Raw genomic sequence first — 20,119 nt, 5'->3', positions numbered from 1 at the left:
GGTTTGCCCCGCGTGGCAGGGGACCGGCCCTATTTGGCTTTGACTCAGGTGCCAAAACCTCGTCAGAAGTCCGCCCTTCGCAGCAGCGAATCCTGGGGGACGAACGGCGGGTCCGCGCGCGCCATCCCAGGCGGGTCTGACATATCATCGCCGCAAGGGGGAATGGATGAACAAGAACGATCTCATCGGCGCGGTCGCCGAGAATGCGGGGCTGTCGCGCACTGACGCCGCCAGCGCGGTGGAAGGCGTGTTCGACGCCATCACCGGCGCTCTCAAGAAGGGGGACGAGGTCCGCCTGGTCGGCTTCGGCACGTTCACCGTGTCCCGCCGCAAGGCATCGACCGGACGCAACCCCCGGACCGGCGAACCGATGAAGATCAAGGCATCCAACCAGCCCAAGTTCAAGGCGGGCAAGCTGCTGAAGGATTCGGTCAACTGACCGTCTAGCCAGTCACGGCCATCGGCGACACCGGGCGCCCCAGCGGGGACACCCGGTGCCAGCCGCTAATCGATCTTGATCAGCGCGGTCGGCGCCTGCTTGGTGCGCACGTTGATCATCCAGGCCAGCGTCTTGCCGCGGGCACCGGTGGCGGCTCCCTCGTCGGTGTTGTTGGCCAGGATCTCGCCATCGGTGGTGACGGTGAAGGTGCCCTCCGTCACCGGCCATACGGGCGGCGTGACCGAGTCTTCGCCGGCCTCTGCCGCGACCCTGGTCGCTTCTTCCGCCGCGCCCGCCATCATCCCGCCCATCATCATCGCTTGAAACGGGTTGGTCCCCGCCGGGGAGACGAGTCCCGCAGCGTCGATCCGCACGGTCCCGCCCTGGCGGCGGGTGGCGGTGACGAAGAAATTCGCCATCGGGAAGCCTTCGAGTGTCGGAAACACGAAATCGTGGTCCAGCTTGCCGCTCAGCGCAAAGCGAACGTCGAACAATCCGTCGCCCTTGTAGTTGACCCGGCTCCAGCCGGCCTGGCGCCGAAGCCGGGCGGCCAGTTCTTCGGCCGCCGCGGGGTCTGCCGGATCGATCCCGCCGAGCATTGCGCGCATCGCCACGGCTTCCTGGTCCTTTTTCACCAGCCGCGCGGCCGCGCCGTCGTCCCACGCCTGGCGCTGCTCGGCTTCCTCCTCCGGCGTGCAGTCGCGCTGCTCGAACGTGTCGTCGTCGGCGCAGAAAGCGGTGAAGGCTTCCTCTGCCTTCGCGCCCTGACCCATCTGCGCCAGCTTGCTCAGCGCCAGCAGGTGGATCTCGCCGTCATAGGTATAGGTAAAGGCGCCGCCCTTGCGGATGTCGAGCGTGGAGGCGAACTTGCCCGGCGTCAGCAGGCATCCGGCCAGCAACAGCGCGGCGGCGGCCGTGATTGCCGCGGCGGCAAACCGGCGCGGTCGTTTGATCCAGATCATCGAGTTCCCCCTCCGTTAAACCCCCGTTGCGGCGCGCTTACGGCGTTCGTGTCGCCACCGCATACAGCGCGATCGCCGCCGCGTTCGATACGTTGAGGCTTTCCATCGCCTCGCTGATCGGCAGCCGCGCCAGCGCATCGCAATGGCCGGCGATGTTGTGCCGCATGCCTTCGCCTTCCGCGCCGAGCACCAGCGCGACCCGTCCGGCGGGCAGCGCCTCGGCGAGCGTCGTGTCCGCTTCGCCCGCGAGGCCGATGCGCCAGTATCCCGCCTCGGCCAGCTCCTCCAGCGCGCGGGCCAGGTTCACCACCCGCACCCACGGCACGATTTCGAGCGCGCCGCTGGCCGATTTGGCCACCGTTCCCGATTCGGGGGGAGCATGGCGATCCTGCGTGACGATGGCTGCCGCCCCGAACGCGGCCGCCGACCGCATGATCGCGCCCACGTTGTGCGGATCGGTCACCTGGTCGAGCACCAGCACCGGACCGCCGCCTCGCCCCTCATCAAGGTCTTCATCGCTGGCGATCACATCGTCGAGAAACACGTCTTCCAGTGGGACGCATTCGAGCACCAGCCCCTGGTGCGGCGCATCGCGCGCCACCAGCCGGCTCAGATCGTGCGCATCGGCGTATTCGACCGGGAAATCCGCCGGCAGTTCGCCATCGAGCGATTCAATGCCTTCGCGCGTCGTCCACAACTTGCGATGCTGGCGTTCCGGGTTCTTGAGCGCGGCTTCCACCGCGTGCCGGCCCCACAGCCGGACCTGGCCGGTGCCGGCGCGTCCGCTGCCCCGGCCGCCTTGCATGCGCCCGGCGCGTCCGCGCATCGCTCTTTTTTTCTCGCCCTTGGCCATCGGCAGCCCCTGCCAGCGCGGCCATTGACAGGCAAGCGCTGCTTCGCCATGGCGCGCCTCTCTCGGCCCACGGACCCCGCATGCGGGATGGAAGTGGAGCTCGTAAGCCCTGTGTGGACAGGTGGCCGAGTGGTTAAAGGCAGCAGACTGTAAATCTGCCCGTGCAAGCGTACGCTGGTTCGAATCCAGCCCTGTCCACCACCGCCTTTTCAAGGTAGGGCTTTCCCGGTGGGGCGTGTTTCTCGGTGGGCGGGGATCATGAAGCGAATACCAATGGGATATGAGGCGCGGCTCAAGGCCGCGGCGCGGCGGCGCAAGCTGGTGCGTATCGGGAAGGCCGCGATCGTCGGGATCGTGGTGCTGACCGCAGGTCTGTGGGGATACGTGCTGCTGACGGGCTGAGCGGCGCTTGCCGTGCCCGGCCCGCGCGCCTAATCCGCCGCGATGGACGCAACGCACCGCCCGGTGATCTCGGCGACGGGACTTTACACTCCGCCGGAAACAATCACCAACGCCGAACTGGTCGACAGCTTCAACGAGTATGTCCGGCGCCATAACGCCGAGCACGCTGACGCGATCGCGGTGGGGGACCGTCCGGCGCTGGAGCCAAGCTCTGTCGAGTTTATCGAGAAGGCGAGCGGGATCAAGTCGCGCCACGTGGTCGATAAGGCGAGCGTGCTCGATCCCGGAACGATGTGCCCGCGCATTCCGGAACGCGCGAACGACGAACTGTCGATCATGGCGGAGGTTGGCGTCACCGCCGCGCGCCAGGCGCTGGAGCGGGCGGGGCGCGCGCCCGGCCAGGTGGACGCGGTGCTTTGCGCGGCGTCCAACATGCAGCGCGCCTATCCGGCGATGGCGATCGAGATCCAGCATGTGCTGGGCATCGACGGCTTCGGGTTCGACATGAATGTCGCATGCTCGTCGGCCACCTTCGGCATCCAGACCGCCGCCGATTACATCCGCGCGGGCAACGCGCGCAGCGTGCTGGTGGTCAGCCCCGAAATCACCAGCGGACACCTTAACTGGCGCGACCGCGACAGCCACTTCATCTTCGGCGATGTCGCCACCGCGGTGCTGGTGGAGGATGCTGCCATGGCCCCGGCGGACCACTGGGACATCCTCGGCACCAAGCTGAAGACGGTGTTCTCCAACAACATCCGCAACAACTTCGGCTTCCTCAATCGCGCCGCGCCAGAGGGCGCCGGCCAGCCCGACAAGCTGTTCGTCCAGGAAGGGCGCAAGGTGTTCAAGGAGGTGGTGCCGATGGTCGCCGCGATGATCGTCGAAGAAGCGGACCGGTTGGGCATCGATCCGCGCTCGCTGCGGCGGTTGTGGCTCCACCAGGCGAACGCCGGAATGAATCGCCTGATTGCGCAGAAAGTGCTGGGGCATGAGGCGAGCGAGGACGAAAGTCCGACGGTGCTGGATACATACGCCAACACCTCCAGCGCCGGCTCGATCATCGCGTTCCACCAGCACTCCGGCGACCTGGTGGCGGGCGACACCGGGATCATCTGCAGCTTCGGCGCCGGGTATTCGGCGGGGACCGTGTTCGTCCGCAAGGCGGGGTAGCGCCCGCGCGGTTTTGCCCACTCGGTTTTACTTGTGAGCATCGGGCGCACGACCTAAGCCACCGCCTATGGCCGGAGAAATTCTCGACAACAAAGGCCGCGGCGACGCGCACTGGCAGTGGCCCTCGGTCCATCCTGAAGGTAGAAAATTCGCGCTGATCGGCGCGACGGCGGCGTTCGTGTGCGCGCTGCTGGCGTGGGAGACGATCGCCTGGCCGCTCGCCTTCCTGACCTTGGGCGTGCTGGCGTTCTTCCGCGATCCGGAGCGCGTGGTCCCGCAGGACGATCGGCTGATCGTCTCGCCGGCGGATGGCATGGTCTCCCTGATCGCGCAGGTGGCACCTCCGGCCGAACTGCAGGTCGATGATGGCAGCGGCGCGCGCGGGCTGCCTGCCGGACCCGTCACCCGCATCTCGATTTTCATGAGCGTGTTCGACGTGCACATCAATCGCGCGCCGATTGGCGGCACGGTGCGGCGGGTGGTCTATATCCCGGGCAGGTTCGTCAACGCCGACCTCGACAAGGCGAGCGAGGAGAACGAGCGTCAGCATATCCTGATCGAACGGCCGGACGGCACCGCGATTGGCTTCACCCAGATCGCCGGCCTGCTGGCGCGGCGGATCGTCCCGTTCGTCAAGCCGGGCGACATGGTCGCGGCGGGCCAGCGGGTCGGGCTGATCCGCTTCGGCAGCCGGGTGGATATCTATCTTCCGGCCGGCACTGATGCGAAAGTCGTGTTGGGGCAGACGGTGGTCGCCGGCGAAACCCCGCTTGCCGAAATCGGTACGCAGAAGCTGCTGGAAGGCATCAACCAATGACAGATTTCGACCGGCCACGCGTCGGCCCCAAGGCGGCCGAGGACGAGGTTCCGCTCGCCACCCGCCGCCGCCCCAGCGGGCTGGCGATGCGCGCGGTCGTGCCCAATGCCATCACCGCCGCGGCGATGTGTTCCGGGCTGACCGGCATCCGGTTCGCGATGGGCGGCCTGTGGGCGGAAGCGGTCATCGCCGTCATCCTCGCCGGGGTGCTGGACGGGATGGACGGGCGCATCGCACGGCTGTTGCAGGCGCAGTCACGCTTCGGGGCGGAACTTGATAGCCTGGCCGATTCGCTCAGCTTCGGCACCGCTCCGGCGCTGATCCTGTTCCTGTGGTCGCTGGGCGATCCGGCCAGCCCGCTCGCGCGGCTCGGCTGGTTCGCGGCGCTGGCGTTCGCGATCTGCGGCGCATTGCGGCTTGCCCGGTTCAACGCGCAGATCGACGTGAAGGAACAACCGCACAAATCCGCCGGCTTCCTGACCGGGGTGCCCGCCCCGGTGGGCGCGGGGCTGGCCTTCCTGCCGGTTTACCTGTGGCTGGCGACCGGCGAGGACATCTTCCGCGATCCGCGGCTGGTGGCGCCGTGGATCGCGCTGATCGCGTTCCTGATGATCTCGAACGTGGCGACGCTCAGCTGGACGCTGATGCGACCCCGGCGTGACGTGCGGCTGGGAGTGATCCTGGTGGTTGGACTGGTGTTCGCGGCATTGCTGCTGGAACCGTGGTGGACGCTGGTGGCGATCTGCGCCGCGTATCTGGCGCTGATCCCGTATGCCTGGATACGCTATGCGCGGATCAAGCGGCAGCGCGCAGCGGCTTTGCCGTCCACACCACCCGGCGCGCTCCCCGAGCACCCCTGACCGCGAGCGGGCGCAGCGCGGGCAACGGCTGCCACATGTCTTCGCCTTCGAACCGCACCGTCACGCGCCGGTCCTCATGAGCCGACACCCGCTCGCTCCGCAGCAGCCGGAACGCGTTCCGGCCGCGGACGGCGGCATCGGCAAGAGTGGCGACACTGGTCACGGCGACAGCGGCAAACAGTGCGACGAGCAGGATAGCGATCATTTTTGCGAGACCTTCGATGGTCGGCACAACCGCGTTGACGGTATGTGGACAACTGGTGGAAAACTCCGAATCGGTTATGGTTCCCGATACGAGACAATGTTCGCTTTTTGTTCCGCACGGTCAAGGGTAATTCTCGGCAGTCCGAATCACGGGCGCGGTGAATTGAAGGTGGCAATCCGCGCGCGGTGACGCTATGGGCCGCCCCTGTTCGTCATCTTTCCCGATGGGAAATGGCGGGCAAATCCACATGGAGAGCACTTCATACCGGTGCCGCGCGCGGGATCTCCGCACGGGTTCCAGCTCTCCAGAGGCCAAACCGGAAAGGAATTACCTATGGCGGCTCCGACCGTCTCCATGCAGCAATTGATCGAGGCCGGCGCGCACTTCGGCCACCAGACTCACCGCTGGAACCCGCGGATGAAGCCGTACATCTTCGGCGCCCGCAACGGTGTCCACATCATCGACCTGTCGCAGACCGTGCCGCTGATGGCGCGCGCGCTCGACTTCATCCAAGACACCGTGCGTTCGGGCGGCAAGGTGCTGTTCGTCGGCACCAAGCGCCAGGCGCAGGAGCCGATTGCAGAGGCCGCCCGCCGTTCGGGCCAGCACTTCGTCAACCACCGCTGGCTGGGCGGGATGCTGACCAACTGGAAGACCATTTCCGGTTCGATCAAGCGCCTCAAGAGCCTGGACGAGCAGCTGTCGGGCGAAATCTCGGGCCTGACCAAGAAGGAAATCCTCCAGCTCACGCGTGAGCGCGACAAGCTCGAGATGAGCCTGGGCGGCATCCGCGACATGGGCGGCATTCCGGCGGTCATGTTCGTGATCGACGCGGGCAAGGAAGACCTCGCGATCAAGGAAGCCGGCGTGCTCGGCATTCCGGTCGTCGCCGTGCTCGACACCAACGTCGATCCGAGCGGCATCGCGTTCCCGATCCCCGGTAACGACGACGCCGCGCGCGCCGTGCGCCTGTACTGCGACGCGGTGGCCGAAGCCGCCTCGAGCGGGAAGGGCCGCGCGACCATCGATTCGGGCCAGGACATCGGCGCGATGGCCGAACCGCCGGCGGAAGCTGACGTGGCCGAAGCGAGCGGCGCCCAGGCCCCTGCCGAGGCTGCCGCACAGGGCTGATGCCCGCGCATCGCCTGCCTGCCTAATACCCTGTTCGCGCGGCGCCGGGCTCAAATCCGGCGCCGCGCCGCATGATACCAAGAAGGAAGACTGACATGGCTGCTTTCACCGCCGCCGACGTGAAGAACCTGCGCGAGAAGACTGGCGCGGGCATGATGGACGCCAAGAAGGCGCTCGAGCAGACGAACGGCGACATCGAAGCCGCGGTCGACGCGCTGCGCGCCAAGGGGCTTGCCACCGCCGCCAAGAAATCGAGCCGCACCGCGGCCGAAGGCCTGGTCGGCGTGGCCGTCGAGGGCACCAAGGGCGTGGCCGTCGAGGTCAACTCCGAGACCGATTTCGTCGCCAAGAACGACAAGTTCCAGGACTTCGTCCGCAAGGTCACCGAAGTGGCGCTGACGGACGGCGCCAATGACGTCGAAACGCTGAAGAGCGCCGCCTATCCCGACGGCGGCACGGTAGCCGACAAGCTGACCGACAATGTCGCGACCATCGGCGAGAACCAGCAGGTCCGCCGGATCAAGCATGTGTCGGTGAACCAGGGCGTGGTGGTACCGTACATTCACAACGCCGCCGCGCCGAACCTCGGGAAGATCGGCGTGCTGGTCGCGCTGGAATCGACCGCCGACAAGGGCGCGCTCGAAAGCCTCGGCAAGCAGCTGGCGATGCACATCGCCGCCGCGTTCCCGCAGGCGCTCGACGCTGACGGCCTCGACGCGGAAGTGATCGAGCGCGAACGCAAGGTCGCCGCCGACAAGGCTGCCGAGAGCGGCAAGCCGGCTGACGTGCAGGCCAAGATGGTCGAAGGCGCGGTCAAGAAGTTCGCCAAGGAGAACGCGCTGCTCAGCCAGCTGTTCGTGATGGACAACAAGACCGCCATCAGCGACGTCGTCGCCGCCGCCGGCAAGCAGGCGGGCGCGGAGATCGTGCTCAAGGATTACGTCCGCTTCCAGCTCGGCGAAGGCATCGAGAAGGAAGAGACCGACTTCGCCGCCGAAGTCGCGGCCGCGGTCAAGGGCTGAGCGCCAACCGGAACCACGGGCGGCCGCCGGAGCGATCCGGCGGCCGCTTTCGTTTGTAGCCCTCGCGACCCTCACCGCCGACCCTTGCCGCAGGGGTCCCGCCGCCTATAAGAGCGCGCAATCCGCCCCGGCCGTTACACGAGAAACCAGCTTCATGGCCCTGCCACCCCTTAAGCGCGTGCTCCTCAAGCTGTCGGGCGAGGTGTTGATGGGCAGCCAGCAGTTCGGCATCGACCCCGCGTTCGTGGCGGAGCTCGCCCAGGAAGTGAAGGCGGCCAAGGATACCGGCCTTGAAATCTGCCTGGTGATCGGCGGCGGCAATATCTTCCGCGGGATGGCGGGCGCGGCTGCCGGGATGGACCGCGCGCAGGCCGATTACATGGGCATGCTGGCGACCGTGATGAACGCGCTGGCGATGCAGAACGCGCTCGAACAGATCGGGGTGCAGACCCGCGTCCAGTCAGCGGTGCAGATGGACACAGTGTGCGAACCGGTGATCCGCCGCCGCGCCGAACGGCATCTCGAAAAAGGCCGCGTGGTGATCTTCGCTGCCGGCGTCGGCGCGCCGTACTTCACCACCGACAGCGGCGCCGCCCTGCGCGCGGCCGAGATGCGCTGCGATGCCCTGCTGAAAGGGACCAGCGTCGACGGTGTGTACGACAGCGATCCCAAGAAAAACCAGACCGCCCGCCGTTTCGATACCGTGACTTACGACCGGGTGTTGGCAGACAATCTCAAGGTGATGGACGCATCCGCCGTGGCGCTGTGCCGCGATAATGACATCCCGATCGTGGTGTTCTCGATCCGCGAACAGGGCAATCTGGCGCGGGTGCTGAGCGGGCAGGGCGTGCAGACAATCGTTCAATCCGATGACGCGGGAGAAGCCTGATGGCAAAGTATGACAAGGCCGACATCGAGCGGCGGATGAAGGGCGCGGTGGAATCGCTCAAAAGCGATCTCGGCGGCCTCAGGACCGGGCGCGCCAATGTTGCGCTGCTCGATCCGGTGGTGTGCGAAGTGTACGGCGCGATGATGCCTTTGAACCAGGTCGCCACCGTGTCGGCGCCCGAGCCGCGGATGCTCAGCGTCCAGGTGTGGGACAAGGCGAACCTCACCGCGGTGGAAAAGGGCATCGCCAAGGCCAACCTAGGCCTGAACCCCATGATCGACGGCCAGACCCTGCGGCTGCCGCTGCCCGACCTGACGCAGGAACGGCGCAAGGAACTGGCCAAGCTGGCCGGCGAATACGGCGAAAAGGCCAAGATCGCGATCCGCAACGTCCGCCGCGACGGGATGGAGAACCTGAAGGACGACGAGAAGAAGAAGGACATCTCCGAAGACGATCGCAAGCGGTCAGAGGAAGACGTCCAGAAGCTGACCGACGCGCACGTCGCCGACACCGATGCCGTCGTCGCGGCGAAGGTGAAGGAGATCCTCACTCAGTGAGCACCCGGACGGGAGCGCGTGGGTGACGAACGAGGCCGGGGTCGCACGGCACGTTGCGATCATCATGGACGGCAACGGGCGCTGGGCCAAGGCGCGCCACCTGCCGCGCGTGGTCGGGCACCAACGCGGGGTGGAGGCGGTGCGCAAGCTCGTCCGCAGCTTGCATGACACGTCCATTGAGTGCCTGACGCTGTACGCCTTCAGCTCCGAAAACTGGAAGCGACCGGAGGATGAGGTCGACGATCTGATGAACATGATGCGCAAGTTCATCAAATCGGACTTGCCCGAATTCATCGCCAACGACGTCAAGCTGCACATCCTGGGTGACTGGCGCGTTCTTGCGCCCGATATCGTCGCGCTGCTCGAAGATGCACTGGCACAGACCGCCAAGGGCAGCCGGACGCTGGCGGTCGCGCTGAACTATGGTTCGCAGCAGGAAATCGCCCGCGCCGCGACACGCGCCGCCGAGGAGGGAGCGATCACCGCCGAGGCGATCGAGCGCCACCTCGATACGGCAGCCCTGCCGCCGCTCGACCTGCTGATCCGCACCAGCGGCGAGGTGCGGCTGTCGAACTTCCTGTTGTGGCAGTGCGCCTACGCCGAAATGATGTTCACCGACGTGCTATGGCCGGATTTCACTCCGGCGCATTTAAGCGATGCGCTTGACGACTTCGCGCGCCGGGAGAGGCGGTTTGGTGGACGATAGGATTAGCCCGGCAGCGCCGCGAGCAAGGCGCAGCGACCTGCCGGTGCGGCTCGCTTCGGCCCTGCTGATGCTGGCGGTGACCATCGCCGCGCTGGTGATCGGCGGGCGGGTGTTCGATGCATTCGTGGTGCTGGTGGCGCTGGTCGCGTTCGCCGAATTCGTGATGCTGGTGATGAAGGCGACGGGGAGCGTCGCCATCCGCCTCGCCGCGATCCTGGCGGGCGCGCTGTACTTCGGCTTTGCCGGCGGCGTGCTGGCGGGCGCGGGCGATTTCCTGATCGTGCTGATCATCGGGGTGACCGTTTTCACCGACACCTTCGCCTATTTCAGCGGGCGTACCATCGGCGGCCCGAAGGTGGCGCCGTCGATCAGCCCCAACAAGACCTGGGCTGGCGTGATCGGCGGGATGATCGGCGCAGGCTTGTGGGTGGTGCTGTGGATCGTCGCGATCGACGGCGGGATCGCCGGCCCGCGGTTTGAGCTGGGCCTGCCGCTGATCGCGGAAAACCTGGGGCTCGCGGCGGTGCTCGGCGCGATCCTCGCCGTGCTGGCACAGGCGGGCGACTTCTTCGAAAGCTGGCTCAAGCGGCGGGCGGGGGTGAAGGATTCCTCCACGCTTATTCCGGGGCACGGCGGCGTGTTCGACCGGGTCGACGGCATGTTGCCGGTGGCGATCGCGGTCGGCGTGCTGGCAGCGACGCTGGTCAACTGATGCGGACGATCTCGATCCTCGGCGCGACCGGATCGGTGGGCGCCTCGACGCTCGACCTGATCCGGCGCAACCGGGATGACTGGCGGGTCGTTGCGCTGACCGCCAACTGCAACGCGCAGGAACTGGCCGCTCTGGCGCGCGAGTTCGGCGCGGAAATCGCGGTGGTGGCGGATGAAAGCTGCCTGCCTGAACTGCGCGATGCGCTCGGCATGAGCGGGATCGAGACCGCGGGCGGAGCATCCGCGCTGATCGAGGCGGCCGCGCGGCCGGCAGACCTGACTGTTGCCGCGATCGTCGGCTGCGCGGGCCTCGCCCCGGTGATGGCCTCGATCGAGCAGGGCGGCACGATCGCGCTCGCCAACAAGGAAGCGCTGGTCTCCGCCGGTGACGTCATGACCGCCGCGGTCGCGCGGCACGGGGCGACGCTGCTGCCGGTGGACAGTGAGCATAACGCGATCTTCCAGTGCCTCGCCGGAAACCGGATCGAGGATGTGCGGCGGATCACGCTCACCGCGAGTGGCGGTCCGCTGCGGACGTGGGACGCGGCGCGGCTCCAATCCGCCACGCCCGCGCAGGCCGTCGCGCACCCCAACTGGGACATGGGCGCCAAGATCAGCGTCGATTCGGCGACAATGATGAATAAGGGCCTCGAATTCATCGAGGCGCACCACCTGTTCCCCGTAGGGCTCGATCGGATCGCCATCGTGGTCCACCCGCAGAGCGTGATCCACTCGATGGTCGAATACCGCGACGGATCGACCCTGGCGCAGCTTGGTCCCAGCGATATGCGGGTGCCGATCGCCAGCTGTCTTGCATACCCTGCACGGATGGAGACGCCGATGGCGCCGCTCGACCTGCCGGCGCTCGGCACGCTGACCTTCGAGGCGCCCGACGAAGCGCGCTTTCCCGCCACCCGCCTGGCGCGTGAGGCGGCCCAGGCGGGCGGGGCGGCACCGGCGGTGCTGAACGCGGCGAACGAGATCGCGGTCGCACGCTTCCTCGCCGGTCAGATCGCGTTCACCGATATTGCCGCATTGGTCGCGCGCGCGCTGGAGGAAGGCAACCTCCCGCCCGCCCCGCAAACCCTTGCCGAAGTGCTTGATCTGGACCGTGCGACCCGCGCACGGGTGACCGCCATGCTGGAGCTTGCCTGAGTTGATCGAAAGCCCCCCCTTCTGGCTCTACATTGTCGGTTTCCTGCTGTTGCTGGGGCCGCTGGTGACGGTGCACGAGTTCGGCCATTACCTGATGGGCCGGCTGTTCGGCGTCGGGGTGGAGGCGTTCTCGGTCGGGTTCGGCAAGGAGATCGCCGGCTTTACCGACAAGCACGGCACCCGCTGGAAGCTGTCGGCGTTGCCGCTGGGGGGATATTGCCAGTTCAAGGGCGACATGAACCCCGCCTCGATGCCCGATGCGGCCAAGGTCGCGGCGATGAGCCCGGCGGAACGCGACGGCAGTTTCCATCATGCGCCGCTGTGGCAACGATCGCTGATCGTGCTGGCCGGCCCGCTGACCAACATCGTCGTCGCGCTGGCGATCTTCGCCTCGTTCAACCTCGCGTATGGCCGGGTCGAGGCACCGCCGGTGGTCGACCGGTTCGCTGCCGGATCGGCGGCGGAAGCGGCGGGGCTGGAGGCGGGCGACCGGATCGTCGCGCTCGACGGTGCGCCGGTCAGCGATTTCATGGCCATCCGGCGCGAGGTCGCGCTCTATCCCGGCCGCGCGATCGAACTCACCGTCGACCGCGAAGGCGATACGGTGGAGATCCCGGTCACGGTCGGCGAGATGATCCAGCGCGACACGTTCGGCAACGAATCGCGCGTCGGCGTGCTCGGCATCTACGCGGTCGAGCCGCGGATGGTGCCGATGGGCGTGGGCGAGGCGGTGGGCCAGGCGTTTGTTCAAAGCTGGCAGATGGCCGAGATGATGGTGGTCGGGATCGGCCAGATCGTCACCGGCGACCGGTCGGTGCAGGAACTGGGCGGCCCGATCAAGATCGCCAAGTTTTCGGGCGAGCAGCTCAGCCTTGGGCCGCAGGCGTTCGTGTGGTTCGCGGCGCTGATCTCGCTTAATTTGGCATTCATCAACCTGTTGCCAATCCCCGCCCTCGACGGCGGGCACCTGGCTTTCTACGCGGCCGAAGCGGTCCGCCGGAAGCCGATCGGCGCTCGCGGTCAGGAAGTGGCGTTCCGCGCCGGCGTGGCGGTGATCCTTGCGCTGATGGTGTTCGTCACGATCAACGACCTGCTCTCGCTGCCGATCCTCGGGCGCTAGCAGCACTCTGTTCGGGGATCGCAGCGCGGGAACAAGCGGTGCCGCACCGCTTGATCGGGACCCCGCTATCGGGCAAGGGCGCACGCACGTGCCGCCGGGCCTGTAACCGGCAGGCGGCGGGCGCGCACCTTCGCGCACAACTTGGAATTTGGACGGGAGTCCCACCTCAATGATGGCACGCGAAATCGCCGGTTCACGCACCCGGCCGGGCATGACCAGACTGGCTTTGTCCCTGCTGTGCGGAACCGTGCTGAGCGGCATACCCGCGGTTGCCCTGGCGCAGGATGCTGCCCCTGTGCCGGGCGCTTCCGCGGACGTGGCCCCGCAGGCTGACGTCATCCGTTCGATCTCGGTCTCGGGTTCCCAGCGGCTCGAAGCCAACACGATCGTGTCGTACATCCGCCTGCGCACCGGTCAGGTCTACACCCAGGCCGCGGCCGATCAGGCGCTGAAGGACCTCTACGCGACCGAGCTGTTTTCCAGCGCCAACATCGTCAACAACGGCGGTGACGTGATCGTCACCGTGGTCGAGAACCCGGTGATCAACCGCATCGTGCTGGAAGGCAACAAGCGGATCAAGTCGGACAAGATCACGCCCGAGATCAAGCTGGCCCCGCGCCAGATCTTCACTCGTTCCAAGGTCCGCGCCGACGTCGCCCGCATCGTCGAGCTGTACAAGCGGCAGGGCCGCTTCGCCGCGACGGTTGAGCCCAAGATGGTCGAGCTGTCGCAGAACCGCGTCGACGTGGTGTTCGAGATCAACGAAGGGCCCAAGTCCAAGGTCCGCCAGATCAACATCATCGGCAACGAGGCGTTTTCCGACAGCGACCTGCGCGGCGAAATGGTCACCAAGCAGGCGCGCCTGACCAGCTTCCTCAGCTCCAACACCAGCTACGATCCGGACCGGCTGGCGTTCGACCAGCAGAAGCTGCGCGAGTTCTACCTGACCGAGGGCTACGCCGACTTCCGCGTCGTGTCCGCGGTGGCCGAGCTGACGCCCGACAAGCAGGACTTCATCATCACGTACGTGGTCGAGGAAGGCGAGCGCTACAAGTTCGGCGATGTCGCCGTGCGCAGCGAGATCCGCGATTTCGACAGCGACGTGCTGACCCGCAACCTGCCGCTGAAGGAAGGCGACTGGTTCAACGGCAAGCAGGTGCAGGACACCGAGGAACAGTTCACCGAACTGGCCGGCACCTTCGGCTATGCCTTTGCCGACGTGGAGGCGCAGTACCGCCCCAACCGCGAAGAAAAGACGATGGGCCTGACCTTCGTGCTGAAGGAAGCGCCGCGCGTCTATGTCGAGCGGATCGACGTCAACGGCAACACGCTGACCCAGGACAAGGTCCTGCGCCGCGAGTTCCGCCTGGTCGAAGGCGATGCGTTCAACTCGCTGCAGGTCAAGCGCACGACCAACCGGATCAAGTCGCTGGGATATTTCCAGGACAGTTTCGAAGTCGCGCAGAAGGACGGCAGCACGCCCGATCGCATCGTGCTGGAAGCCAACGTGGAGGAGCAGCCCACCGGTCAGCTTCAGCTCTCGGCCGGTTTCTCGTCGATCGAAAGCTTCATCCTCGCCGCGTCGATCCAGCAGCGCAATTTCCGCGGCCGCGGCCAGACCGTCGGCTTCGGGGTGAACTATTCGCGCTATTCGAAAAGCGCGAACATCAGCTTTGCCGAACCGTACGTGTTCGATCGCAACATCTCGATGGGCGTCGACCTCTACCGGCGCGACACCAACAGCTTCAACTTCCTGAACAACACCCGCAACACGACCTTCCAGCAGACCACCACCGGCGGCCAGGTGCGGCTGGGCGTGCCGCTGACCGAGTACATGTCGGCGGTCGCCAGCTACACGCTGAACTTCGACGACGTGACGCTCGACCGGAACCGGTTCTTCACTCCCGATGCGGCCGGCAACCTGTCGTGCAACCCGATCCTGGCGGGCCGGTACCTGTGCGACGCAGTGGGCAGCCGGACCAGCTCGATCCTGGGCGTGAACGTGGTGTACGATTCGCTGGACAGCCGCCTGCGGCCCACCCGCGGTCGCTCGATCTCGCTGGGCGCGGAATTCGCCGGGCTGGGCGGATCGGTGAAGTTCGCCCGCATCCGCGGCAAGGCTTCGCAGTTCTGGCCGCTGGGCGGTGGGTTCATCTTCTCCACCTCGATCGAAGGTGGGGCGATCAAGGGACTGGGCGATGGCGACGTCCGCCTGACCGACCGCTTCTTCCTGGGTGAGCCGCAGTTCCGCGGGTTCGCGATCCGCGGGGTTGGCCCGCGCGTGATCCGGCGCCCGCTGGTGGACGATCCCGCCAGCACCGATCCGACCAAGTTCCTGGAACTGACCGACCGGCGCAGCGTGTCGGACGATGCACTGGGCGGTAACTACTATTACCTTGGCCGGGCCGAGCTGGAGATTCCGCTGGGCAGCGGGGCGCAGGAACTTGGCCTGCGGCCGTCGATCTTCGCCGATGTCGGCGCGCTGTGGGGCGTTCGCACCCCGCAGCTCAACGACAGCAGCAGCACCTTCCCGACCGGCTTCGAATTCCCGATCCGCGATGCCAGCGGCAGCCCGCTGTTCACCCAGATCAACGTTGCCACTCTGGTCACGCCGACCGGCGGCGGAACGCCTGTCTGCACCCCGGGCACGGCGGCTGGCGACGTCACCACGGTGACCAACCCGACCAATCCCAATCCGCCGAGCTGCCTCGGGACCAACACCAACACGGCGCTGATCAGTTCGATTCCGCCGTTCCGCGAGGTGTTCCTGGGCGATTCCCCCAGCCCGCGCCTGTCGGTCGGCATCGGGGTCAACTGGAACTCGCCGTTCGGCCCGTTCAGGATCGATTTTGCTCACGTGCTCTTAAAGCGTGCCGGTGATGACACGAAGCGATTCACATTCAACGTAGGAACTCAATTCTGATGAAGAGCTATCTCAAGCCGGCGCTGGCCGCCGGGATCATGTTCGCGGCCGCATCGCCGATGATCGCAGCGCCCGCCGCGGCGCAGGTCGTCAAGGGCATCGGCGTGGTCAGCCTCCCCGCGGTGGTGGCCAATTCCAACGCCTACAAGACGGCCGAGACCCAGCGCCCGGTGACGTACAAGGCGCAGGTCGATGCTGCCGAAGCGCGCCGCGCGGCGATTGCCGCCCAGCTCCAGCCGCTGCTCACCAAGTACAACGCGGACCAAGCGGCGGACGCCAACAACCCCGCGCTCAATGCGCAGCGGCAGACGATCCAGCAGATCGGCCAGTCCGGTCAGCAGGAACTGCAGCAGCTGCTCGCGCCGATTTCGCTGAGCCGCGCCTATGTCACCGAACAGATCGAGGATCGCCTCGACACCGCGGTGCAGAATGCCGCCAAGCGCAAGAACATCCAGCTGATTCTCGATCCCACGCAGGGCGCGGTGATCTATGCCGATGCGGCGTACAACATCACGCAGGACGTGCTGAACGAACTCAACACCCTGCTGCCGAGCGCGCAGCTGGTGCCGCCGGAAGGCTGGCTCCCGCGCGAAATCCGCGAACAGCAGGCGGCCGCCGCGCAGGGCGGGGCAGCCGTGCCGACCGTGCCGCAGAACCCGCCGGCCGCGACCGGCCGCTAAGACCAGGCCGAAACCGGGGGCAGGGCCGATGAGCGACATCAACACCCAAGGTAACGCCGGCCAGACGCCGTACGATATCTTGAAGGTGCTCAAGGCCCTGCCGCACCGTTATCCGCTCCTGCTGGTCGATCGGGTTCGCTCGATCGACCTCGGGGAGCGGATTCATGCGGTGAAGGCGGTTTCGTTCAACGAGCAGTTCTTCCAAGGGCACTTCCCCGGTCGCCCGATCATGCCGGGCGTGCTGCAGATCGAGGCGCTGGCCCAGGCCGCCGGCGTGCTCGGGATCGAGACGTTCGAGCTGGCGGGCACCGGCAAGCTGGTGATCTTCATGGCGATCGAGAACGCCAAGTTCCGCGCGCCGGTGGAGCCGGGATGCCTGCTCGACCTCGAAGTGGAATTCACCCGCAAGTCGAGCCGGGTGTGCAAGTTCAAGGGCCGCGCCAGCGTGGAAGGGCAAACGACTTGCGAGGTCGAGTTCACCGCGATGATCGCCGATCCTCCCAAGGACTGACGCCGCGCTTGCCAATCCGCGTCGCCATCGCTAAGCGCGCGCCTTTCTCATCACAGCTGGACCGGTCGGAACCGTTCCGAGGCTACGGAGCATATGCCATGAAGGCCGATACCCACCCCGATTACCACATGATCACCGTCAAGATGACCGACGGCACCGAATTCCAGACCCGTTCGACGTGGGGCTCGGAAGGCGACACGCTGGCGCTGGATATCGATCCGACCAGCCACCCGGCGTGGACCGGTGGCAAGCAGCAGCTGCAGGAAGGCGGCCGCGTGGCCAAGTTCAACCAGCGCTTCGGTGGGCTCACCCTCAAGAAGTAAGCCGCGGCCCGGGACTCGTTCCGGGGCCTCAGCACAAGACACCTGGGCGGTCCTGCGGGGCCGCCCTTTGTGCGTCTACACCAGCGTGCTTCTACACCGGCGTGCGCTTACACCGGCTCCAGTCTCCGGCGCGGTCCAGCCGGCTCCTCGATCCTGATCGGTGCTCCGACGGCGATTTCGCCACCGTGCTCGACCACCGCCATGACCCCGCACTTGCGGTTGAGCGAACCATCGGCGGGCTTCTCGATCATGTGCTTGAGCAGTCCGGGCATGAAGTCGTCGATCTGGCGGCACGGATTGCGCAGACCCGTCACCCGGATCACCGCTTCTCCGATATGCAGCCGGGTACCCTCGTGCAGGGCGAGCAGGTCGATCCCGCGAGTCGTGACATTTTCCCCCAGCGCGCCGGGCGCCAGGACATAGCCGTGCTCAACCAGGTCATCGAGCAGCTCGGCATGGATCAGGTGGACCTGCCGCAGGTTCGGCTGGTCGGGATCCTGCTTGATCCGTGACAGGTGCTGGACGGTCACCCCGGCATGGGCGTCGCCTTCCACCCCCAGCCCCTCGATCAGGCACAGGCTGTCGCAGGGAAGCTTGGAAAAGTGATGCGCCATGCTGCGGGCGAGGCCGAACACGTGCGGTTTGTTCATCGCCAGGGCCCCTCCCGATACCATTTGGTGATCACGTACTTCACGCCTCTGCGCACCTTCATTCCGTGGTGGAGCGTCGCCGGATTGGGTTCGCCGCCGGCCCGCCGGTTGTTCCATGCCAGTAATTTGCCTGCTTCCGGCTGAACGATCTTCTTCGCCGCCACGAAACGGGTGCCGCCGCCGGCCTCCACGCTGTTCGGGTAGACCATGAACGTCCAGGTCCGCTGGCCTGACACAGCACAATACCGCTCCCAATCGGCGCCGTCCGGATCGAAGTAATCGGTGTGCGGCTTGAACTCCTGCCCCGGGGCATAGCGTTGCCCCTGGACCGGCTCGCCGTGTGCCGGATCGATTTCGTTGAGGGCCACCAGGCGGCTTTCCAGCTCGCGAACCGCCGGGTGGTCGGGATCGAGATCGCAGGTCTCGCTGGTACGGAACAGCGCGTCGCCATTGGCATCGGCGATGGTGGAGGGCCGCCGGCCGGCTTCGATCAGTTCGATCAGCGCCGCGCACAAAGCGGGTGCCAGGAACTGTTTGCGCTGGAACAGCTCCAGGTCGGCGAAGGGCGCGCGCTGGACGCCCGGCGTCTGCGACAGGATGTCAGCCGAGGATTCGCCAAGTTGCATCATTTGTGCGTTGTTAGTGGCGAAACAATCTTGCGCCGCAAGTCATCCTGCGCAGTTTTCCCTTCCCAATCGGCAGGGCTTGTGCAACAGGCGCTCGCCCCGTGGGATGCCGCTTGACGGCGCCTCAGGGGGGTCTATCTGCCCGGGCCTCTTGGCATGCAGCAGGGCATGTGGCGATCGTAGCTCAGTTGGTTAGAGCGCCGGTTTGTGGTACCGGAGGTCGGGGGTTCGAGACCCCTCGATCGCCCCATTTTCCCTGTCCTTGCCGCCACTTAGCGCAGGCAAACCGATGACGGCTTTCTGGACTCAGGCGGATTACGACGATCACGAACTGGTCGAGGTGGTCCACGATCGGGCTTCCGGGCTGACCGCGATCATCGCGCTGCATTCGACGCATCTCGGACCCGGCGCCGGCGGCACCCGCTTCTGGCACTATGCCGATAGCGCCGATGCGATGCGCGATGCCCTGCGGCTAAGTCGCGGAATGAGTTACAAAAATGCCATGGCCGGCCTGCCGATGGGCGGCGGCAAGGCGGTGATCCTCGCGCCGCGCGACAAGCGCAAGACCCCTGAAATGCTGGCTGCATTCGGTCGTGCGGTCGACGCGCTCGGCGGACGTTACGTCACCGCCGAGGATGTCGGCATTTCCGAAGCGGACATGGTCGAGGTTTCGCGCCACACGAAGTTTGTCTCCGGCCTGCCTGTGGCCGAGGGCGAGGCCGGCGGCGATCCGGGGCCGTTCACCGCCATGGGTATCTACCTTGGCATCAAGGCGGCGGTGGAGCACAAGCTGGGCAAGACCTCGCTGCAGGGCGTTCGGGTGGCGGTGCAGGGTACCGGCAGCGTCGGCGGCGGGGTGGCCCGGCTGCTCGCGAAAGACGGTGCCCGGCTGGTGGTCGCCGACATGGACGAAGCGCGCGCCCGGTCGCTCGCCCTGGAAACCGATGGGGAAGCCGTGGCGCCTGACCAGATCATGTCGGTCGCGTGCGATGTCTTCAGCCCCAACGCTCTCGGCGCGATCCTGGACGAAGAGGGTATCGCCCGCCTCGACTGTGCGATCGTCGCTGGCGGCGCGAACAACCAGCTCGCGCGGTCGCAGCACGGCGGTCTGCTGGCGGAGCGGGAAATCCTCTACGCGCCCGATTATGTGATCAACGCCGGCGGCATCATTTCGGTGGCGCTCGAGTATCTGTGCCGCACCGAAGGTCATCCGTGCGACATCAACGAGGTCCGCAAGCGGCTCGCGCAAATCCCCGATCGTCTGCGCGCCATCTGGCAGGAAAGCGACCGTACCGGCGTTTCTTCCGACGTGGTGGCCGACCGCATGGCGCAGAAGCTGATCGGGCGCTAAATATCAGGCGCGGGGGGCGGCGTGATGCTTGCCGCGCCTGTCGCACCCTGCCA

At 66.5% G+C, this 20,119-nt stretch carries 23 protein-coding genes and 2 tRNA genes; 20 read left to right on the top strand and 5 right to left on the bottom strand.

Going from position 1 to position 20,119, the window contains the following annotated elements; translation table 11 throughout:
• Positions 1-166 precede the first annotated feature (166 nt).
• Positions 167-439, top strand: coding sequence for an HU family DNA-binding protein (locus C0V74_RS04915; RefSeq protein ID WP_131624368.1), 273 nt, complete (start codon positions 167-169; stop codon positions 437-439).
• Positions 440-504: 65 nt separating this feature from the next.
• Here C0V74_RS04915 and C0V74_RS04910 read toward each other — a convergent pair whose 3' ends face one another.
• Positions 505-1,401, bottom strand: coding sequence for a hypothetical protein (locus tag C0V74_RS04910; protein WP_143250872.1), 897 nt, complete (start codon positions 1,399-1,401; stop codon positions 505-507).
• Between the two features lie 37 nt (positions 1,402-1,438).
• Entirely contained in the window at positions 1,439-2,254 is an 816-nt protein-coding gene (gene rlmB, locus C0V74_RS04905; protein ID WP_143250871.1) for a 23S rRNA (guanosine(2251)-2'-O)-methyltransferase RlmB, read from the bottom strand.
• Between the two features lie 115 nt (positions 2,255-2,369).
• Between rlmB and C0V74_RS04900 the strand changes: the two genes are divergently transcribed.
• The 5 genes from C0V74_RS04900 (at position 2,370) to C0V74_RS04885 (ending at position 5,506) form a co-directional block, all read left to right on the top strand.
• A tRNA-Tyr gene (locus tag C0V74_RS04900) sits at positions 2,370-2,455 on the top strand.
• A 57-nt stretch (positions 2,456-2,512) separates the two neighbouring features.
• A complete protein-coding gene (locus C0V74_RS12850; protein WP_168194154.1) occupies positions 2,513-2,656 on the top strand; it encodes a hypothetical protein in 144 nt (47 codons plus the stop codon).
• Positions 2,657-2,698: 42 nt separating this feature from the next.
• The gene (locus tag C0V74_RS04895; RefSeq protein WP_143250870.1) at positions 2,699-3,829 is read left to right on the top strand and encodes a beta-ketoacyl-ACP synthase III; all 1,131 of its coding nucleotides are present in this window, start codon (positions 2,699-2,701) and stop codon (positions 3,827-3,829) included.
• A 67-nt stretch (positions 3,830-3,896) separates the two neighbouring features.
• Entirely contained in the window at positions 3,897-4,646 is a 750-nt protein-coding gene (locus C0V74_RS04890) for a phosphatidylserine decarboxylase (protein WP_143250869.1), read from the top strand.
• The gene (locus C0V74_RS04885) at positions 4,643-5,506 is read left to right on the top strand and encodes a phosphatidylcholine/phosphatidylserine synthase (protein WP_143250868.1); all 864 of its coding nucleotides are present in this window, start codon (positions 4,643-4,645) and stop codon (positions 5,504-5,506) included. The genes C0V74_RS04890 and C0V74_RS04885 overlap by 4 nt, the downstream gene beginning before the upstream one ends.
• Here C0V74_RS04885 and C0V74_RS04880 read toward each other — a convergent pair.
• Positions 5,442-5,711, bottom strand: coding sequence for a hypothetical protein (locus C0V74_RS04880; RefSeq protein WP_143250867.1), 270 nt, complete (start codon positions 5,709-5,711; stop codon positions 5,442-5,444). The genes C0V74_RS04885 and C0V74_RS04880 overlap by 65 nt on opposite strands.
• A 333-nt stretch (positions 5,712-6,044) precedes the next feature.
• On the opposite strand from C0V74_RS04880, the gene rpsB reads away from it, so the two are divergent.
• The 12 genes from rpsB (at position 6,045) to rpmE (ending at position 17,439) form a co-directional block, all read left to right on the top strand.
• Positions 6,045-6,842: a 30S ribosomal protein S2 gene (rpsB, locus tag C0V74_RS04875; RefSeq protein WP_131624379.1), complete on the top strand. Its 798-nt coding sequence runs from the start codon at positions 6,045-6,047 to the stop codon at positions 6,840-6,842.
• Between the two features lie 95 nt (positions 6,843-6,937).
• Positions 6,938-7,864: a translation elongation factor Ts gene (tsf, locus tag C0V74_RS04870; protein WP_131624381.1), complete on the top strand. Its 927-nt coding sequence runs from the start codon at positions 6,938-6,940 to the stop codon at positions 7,862-7,864.
• Between the two features lie 154 nt (positions 7,865-8,018).
• Positions 8,019-8,753 carry a UMP kinase gene (pyrH, locus tag C0V74_RS04865; RefSeq protein WP_143250866.1) on the top strand — a complete coding sequence of 245 codons (735 nt, stop codon included), beginning with the start codon at positions 8,019-8,021 and terminating at the stop codon, positions 8,751-8,753.
• Positions 8,753-9,310 (top strand): ribosome recycling factor, encoded by a 558-nt coding sequence (gene frr, locus C0V74_RS04860; RefSeq protein WP_131624385.1) that lies wholly within the window; start codon positions 8,753-8,755, stop codon positions 9,308-9,310. Before pyrH ends, frr begins: the two co-directional genes overlap by 1 nt.
• A 64-nt stretch (positions 9,311-9,374) precedes the next feature.
• On the top strand, positions 9,375-10,016 hold the full coding sequence (gene uppS, locus C0V74_RS04855) for a polyprenyl diphosphate synthase (RefSeq protein ID WP_143252166.1): 642 nt from the start codon (positions 9,375-9,377) through the stop codon (positions 10,014-10,016).
• Positions 10,006-10,728 (top strand): phosphatidate cytidylyltransferase, encoded by a 723-nt coding sequence (locus C0V74_RS04850; RefSeq protein ID WP_246844968.1) that lies wholly within the window; start codon positions 10,006-10,008, stop codon positions 10,726-10,728. Before uppS ends, C0V74_RS04850 begins: the two co-directional genes overlap by 11 nt.
• On the top strand, positions 10,728-11,882 hold the full coding sequence (dxr, locus tag C0V74_RS04845) for a 1-deoxy-D-xylulose-5-phosphate reductoisomerase (protein ID WP_143250864.1): 1,155 nt from the start codon (positions 10,728-10,730) through the stop codon (positions 11,880-11,882). The genes C0V74_RS04850 and dxr overlap by 1 nt, the downstream gene beginning before the upstream one ends.
• A gap of 1 nt (position 11,883) precedes the next feature.
• Entirely contained in the window at positions 11,884-13,002 is a 1,119-nt protein-coding gene (rseP, locus tag C0V74_RS04840; protein ID WP_143252165.1) for an RIP metalloprotease RseP, read from the top strand.
• A 211-nt stretch (positions 13,003-13,213) separates the two neighbouring features.
• Positions 13,214-15,925, top strand: a complete 2,712-nt coding sequence (gene bamA / locus C0V74_RS04835; protein WP_246844967.1) for an outer membrane protein assembly factor BamA — start codon at positions 13,214-13,216, stop codon at positions 15,923-15,925.
• On the top strand, positions 15,925-16,605 hold the full coding sequence (locus C0V74_RS04830; RefSeq protein ID WP_143250862.1) for an OmpH family outer membrane protein: 681 nt from the start codon (positions 15,925-15,927) through the stop codon (positions 16,603-16,605). The genes bamA and C0V74_RS04830 overlap by 1 nt, the downstream gene beginning before the upstream one ends.
• Before the next feature lie 28 nt (positions 16,606-16,633).
• Positions 16,634-17,116, top strand: a complete 483-nt coding sequence (fabZ, locus tag C0V74_RS04825; protein WP_143250861.1) for a 3-hydroxyacyl-ACP dehydratase FabZ — start codon at positions 16,634-16,636, stop codon at positions 17,114-17,116.
• 98 nt (positions 17,117-17,214) lie between these two features.
• Positions 17,215-17,439 carry a 50S ribosomal protein L31 gene (gene rpmE, locus C0V74_RS04820; protein WP_131624397.1) on the top strand — a complete coding sequence of 75 codons (225 nt, stop codon included), beginning with the start codon at positions 17,215-17,217 and terminating at the stop codon, positions 17,437-17,439.
• Between the two features lie 107 nt (positions 17,440-17,546).
• Here the strand turns inward: rpmE and C0V74_RS04815 are convergent, their stop codons facing one another.
• Positions 17,547-18,089, bottom strand: coding sequence for an MOSC domain-containing protein (locus C0V74_RS04815; protein ID WP_143250860.1), 543 nt, complete (start codon positions 18,087-18,089; stop codon positions 17,547-17,549).
• Positions 18,086-18,718 (bottom strand): 2OG-Fe(II) oxygenase, encoded by a 633-nt coding sequence (locus tag C0V74_RS04810; protein ID WP_143250859.1) that lies wholly within the window; start codon positions 18,716-18,718, stop codon positions 18,086-18,088. The genes C0V74_RS04815 and C0V74_RS04810 overlap by 4 nt, the downstream gene beginning before the upstream one ends.
• 170 nt (positions 18,719-18,888) lie before the next feature.
• On the opposite strand from C0V74_RS04810, the gene C0V74_RS04805 reads away from it, so the two are divergent.
• Positions 18,889-18,965 (top strand) — tRNA-His (locus C0V74_RS04805).
• 39 nt (positions 18,966-19,004) lie between these two features.
• Positions 19,005-20,066, top strand: a complete 1,062-nt coding sequence (locus tag C0V74_RS04800) for a Glu/Leu/Phe/Val dehydrogenase dimerization domain-containing protein (RefSeq protein WP_143250858.1) — start codon at positions 19,005-19,007, stop codon at positions 20,064-20,066.
• The last annotated feature ends 53 nt before the right edge of the window (positions 20,067-20,119 follow it).

Source organism: Altererythrobacter sp. TH136, from assembly GCF_007065885.1.
Taxonomy (GTDB): Bacteria; Pseudomonadota; Alphaproteobacteria; order Sphingomonadales; family Sphingomonadaceae; genus Tsuneonella.
Note: the sequence above shows the minus strand (reverse complement) of the source record. Positions and strands in the feature narration are given on the sequence as shown.

What these genes read in the sequence shown, in the direction of transcription:
- C0V74_RS04880 (WP_143250867.1), bottom strand. Translation starts at nt 5,711, where the DNA reads ATGATCGCTATCCTGCTCGTCGCACTGTTTGCCGCTGTCGCCGTGACC.
- pyrH (WP_143250866.1), top strand. Translation starts at nt 8,019, where the DNA reads ATGGCCCTGCCACCCCTTAAGCGCGTGCTCCTCAAGCTGTCGGGCGAG.
- frr (WP_131624385.1), top strand. Translation starts at nt 8,753, where the DNA reads ATGGCAAAGTATGACAAGGCCGACATCGAGCGGCGGATGAAGGGCGCG.
- rpmE (WP_131624397.1), top strand. Translation starts at nt 17,215, where the DNA reads ATGAAGGCCGATACCCACCCCGATTACCACATGATCACCGTCAAGATG.
- C0V74_RS04895 (WP_143250870.1), top strand. Translation starts at nt 2,699, where the DNA reads ATGGACGCAACGCACCGCCCGGTGATCTCGGCGACGGGACTTTACACT.
- fabZ (WP_143250861.1), top strand. Translation starts at nt 16,634, where the DNA reads ATGAGCGACATCAACACCCAAGGTAACGCCGGCCAGACGCCGTACGAT.
- C0V74_RS12850 (WP_168194154.1), top strand. Translation starts at nt 2,513, where the DNA reads ATGAAGCGAATACCAATGGGATATGAGGCGCGGCTCAAGGCCGCGGCG.
- C0V74_RS04800 (WP_143250858.1), top strand. Translation starts at nt 19,005, where the DNA reads ATGACGGCTTTCTGGACTCAGGCGGATTACGACGATCACGAACTGGTC.
- uppS (WP_143252166.1), top strand. Translation starts at nt 9,375, where the DNA reads ATGGACGGCAACGGGCGCTGGGCCAAGGCGCGCCACCTGCCGCGCGTG.
- dxr (WP_143250864.1), top strand. Translation starts at nt 10,728, where the DNA reads ATGCGGACGATCTCGATCCTCGGCGCGACCGGATCGGTGGGCGCCTCG.
- C0V74_RS04915 (WP_131624368.1), top strand. Translation starts at nt 167, where the DNA reads ATGAACAAGAACGATCTCATCGGCGCGGTCGCCGAGAATGCGGGGCTG.
- C0V74_RS04815 (WP_143250860.1), bottom strand. Translation starts at nt 18,089, where the DNA reads ATGAACAAACCGCACGTGTTCGGCCTCGCCCGCAGCATGGCGCATCAC.
- tsf (WP_131624381.1), top strand. Translation starts at nt 6,938, where the DNA reads ATGGCTGCTTTCACCGCCGCCGACGTGAAGAACCTGCGCGAGAAGACT.
- C0V74_RS04830 (WP_143250862.1), top strand. Translation starts at nt 15,925, where the DNA reads ATGAAGAGCTATCTCAAGCCGGCGCTGGCCGCCGGGATCATGTTCGCG.
- rlmB (WP_143250871.1), bottom strand. Translation starts at nt 2,254, where the DNA reads ATGGCCAAGGGCGAGAAAAAAAGAGCGATGCGCGGACGCGCCGGGCGC.
- C0V74_RS04890 (WP_143250869.1), top strand. Translation starts at nt 3,897, where the DNA reads ATGGCCGGAGAAATTCTCGACAACAAAGGCCGCGGCGACGCGCACTGG.
- C0V74_RS04885 (WP_143250868.1), top strand. Translation starts at nt 4,643, where the DNA reads ATGACAGATTTCGACCGGCCACGCGTCGGCCCCAAGGCGGCCGAGGAC.
- rpsB (WP_131624379.1), top strand. Translation starts at nt 6,045, where the DNA reads ATGGCGGCTCCGACCGTCTCCATGCAGCAATTGATCGAGGCCGGCGCG.
- C0V74_RS04910 (WP_143250872.1), bottom strand. Translation starts at nt 1,401, where the DNA reads ATGATCTGGATCAAACGACCGCGCCGGTTTGCCGCCGCGGCAATCACG.
- C0V74_RS04810 (WP_143250859.1), bottom strand. Translation starts at nt 18,718, where the DNA reads ATGATGCAACTTGGCGAATCCTCGGCTGACATCCTGTCGCAGACGCCG.
- bamA (WP_246844967.1), top strand. Translation starts at nt 13,214, where the DNA reads ATGACCAGACTGGCTTTGTCCCTGCTGTGCGGAACCGTGCTGAGCGGC.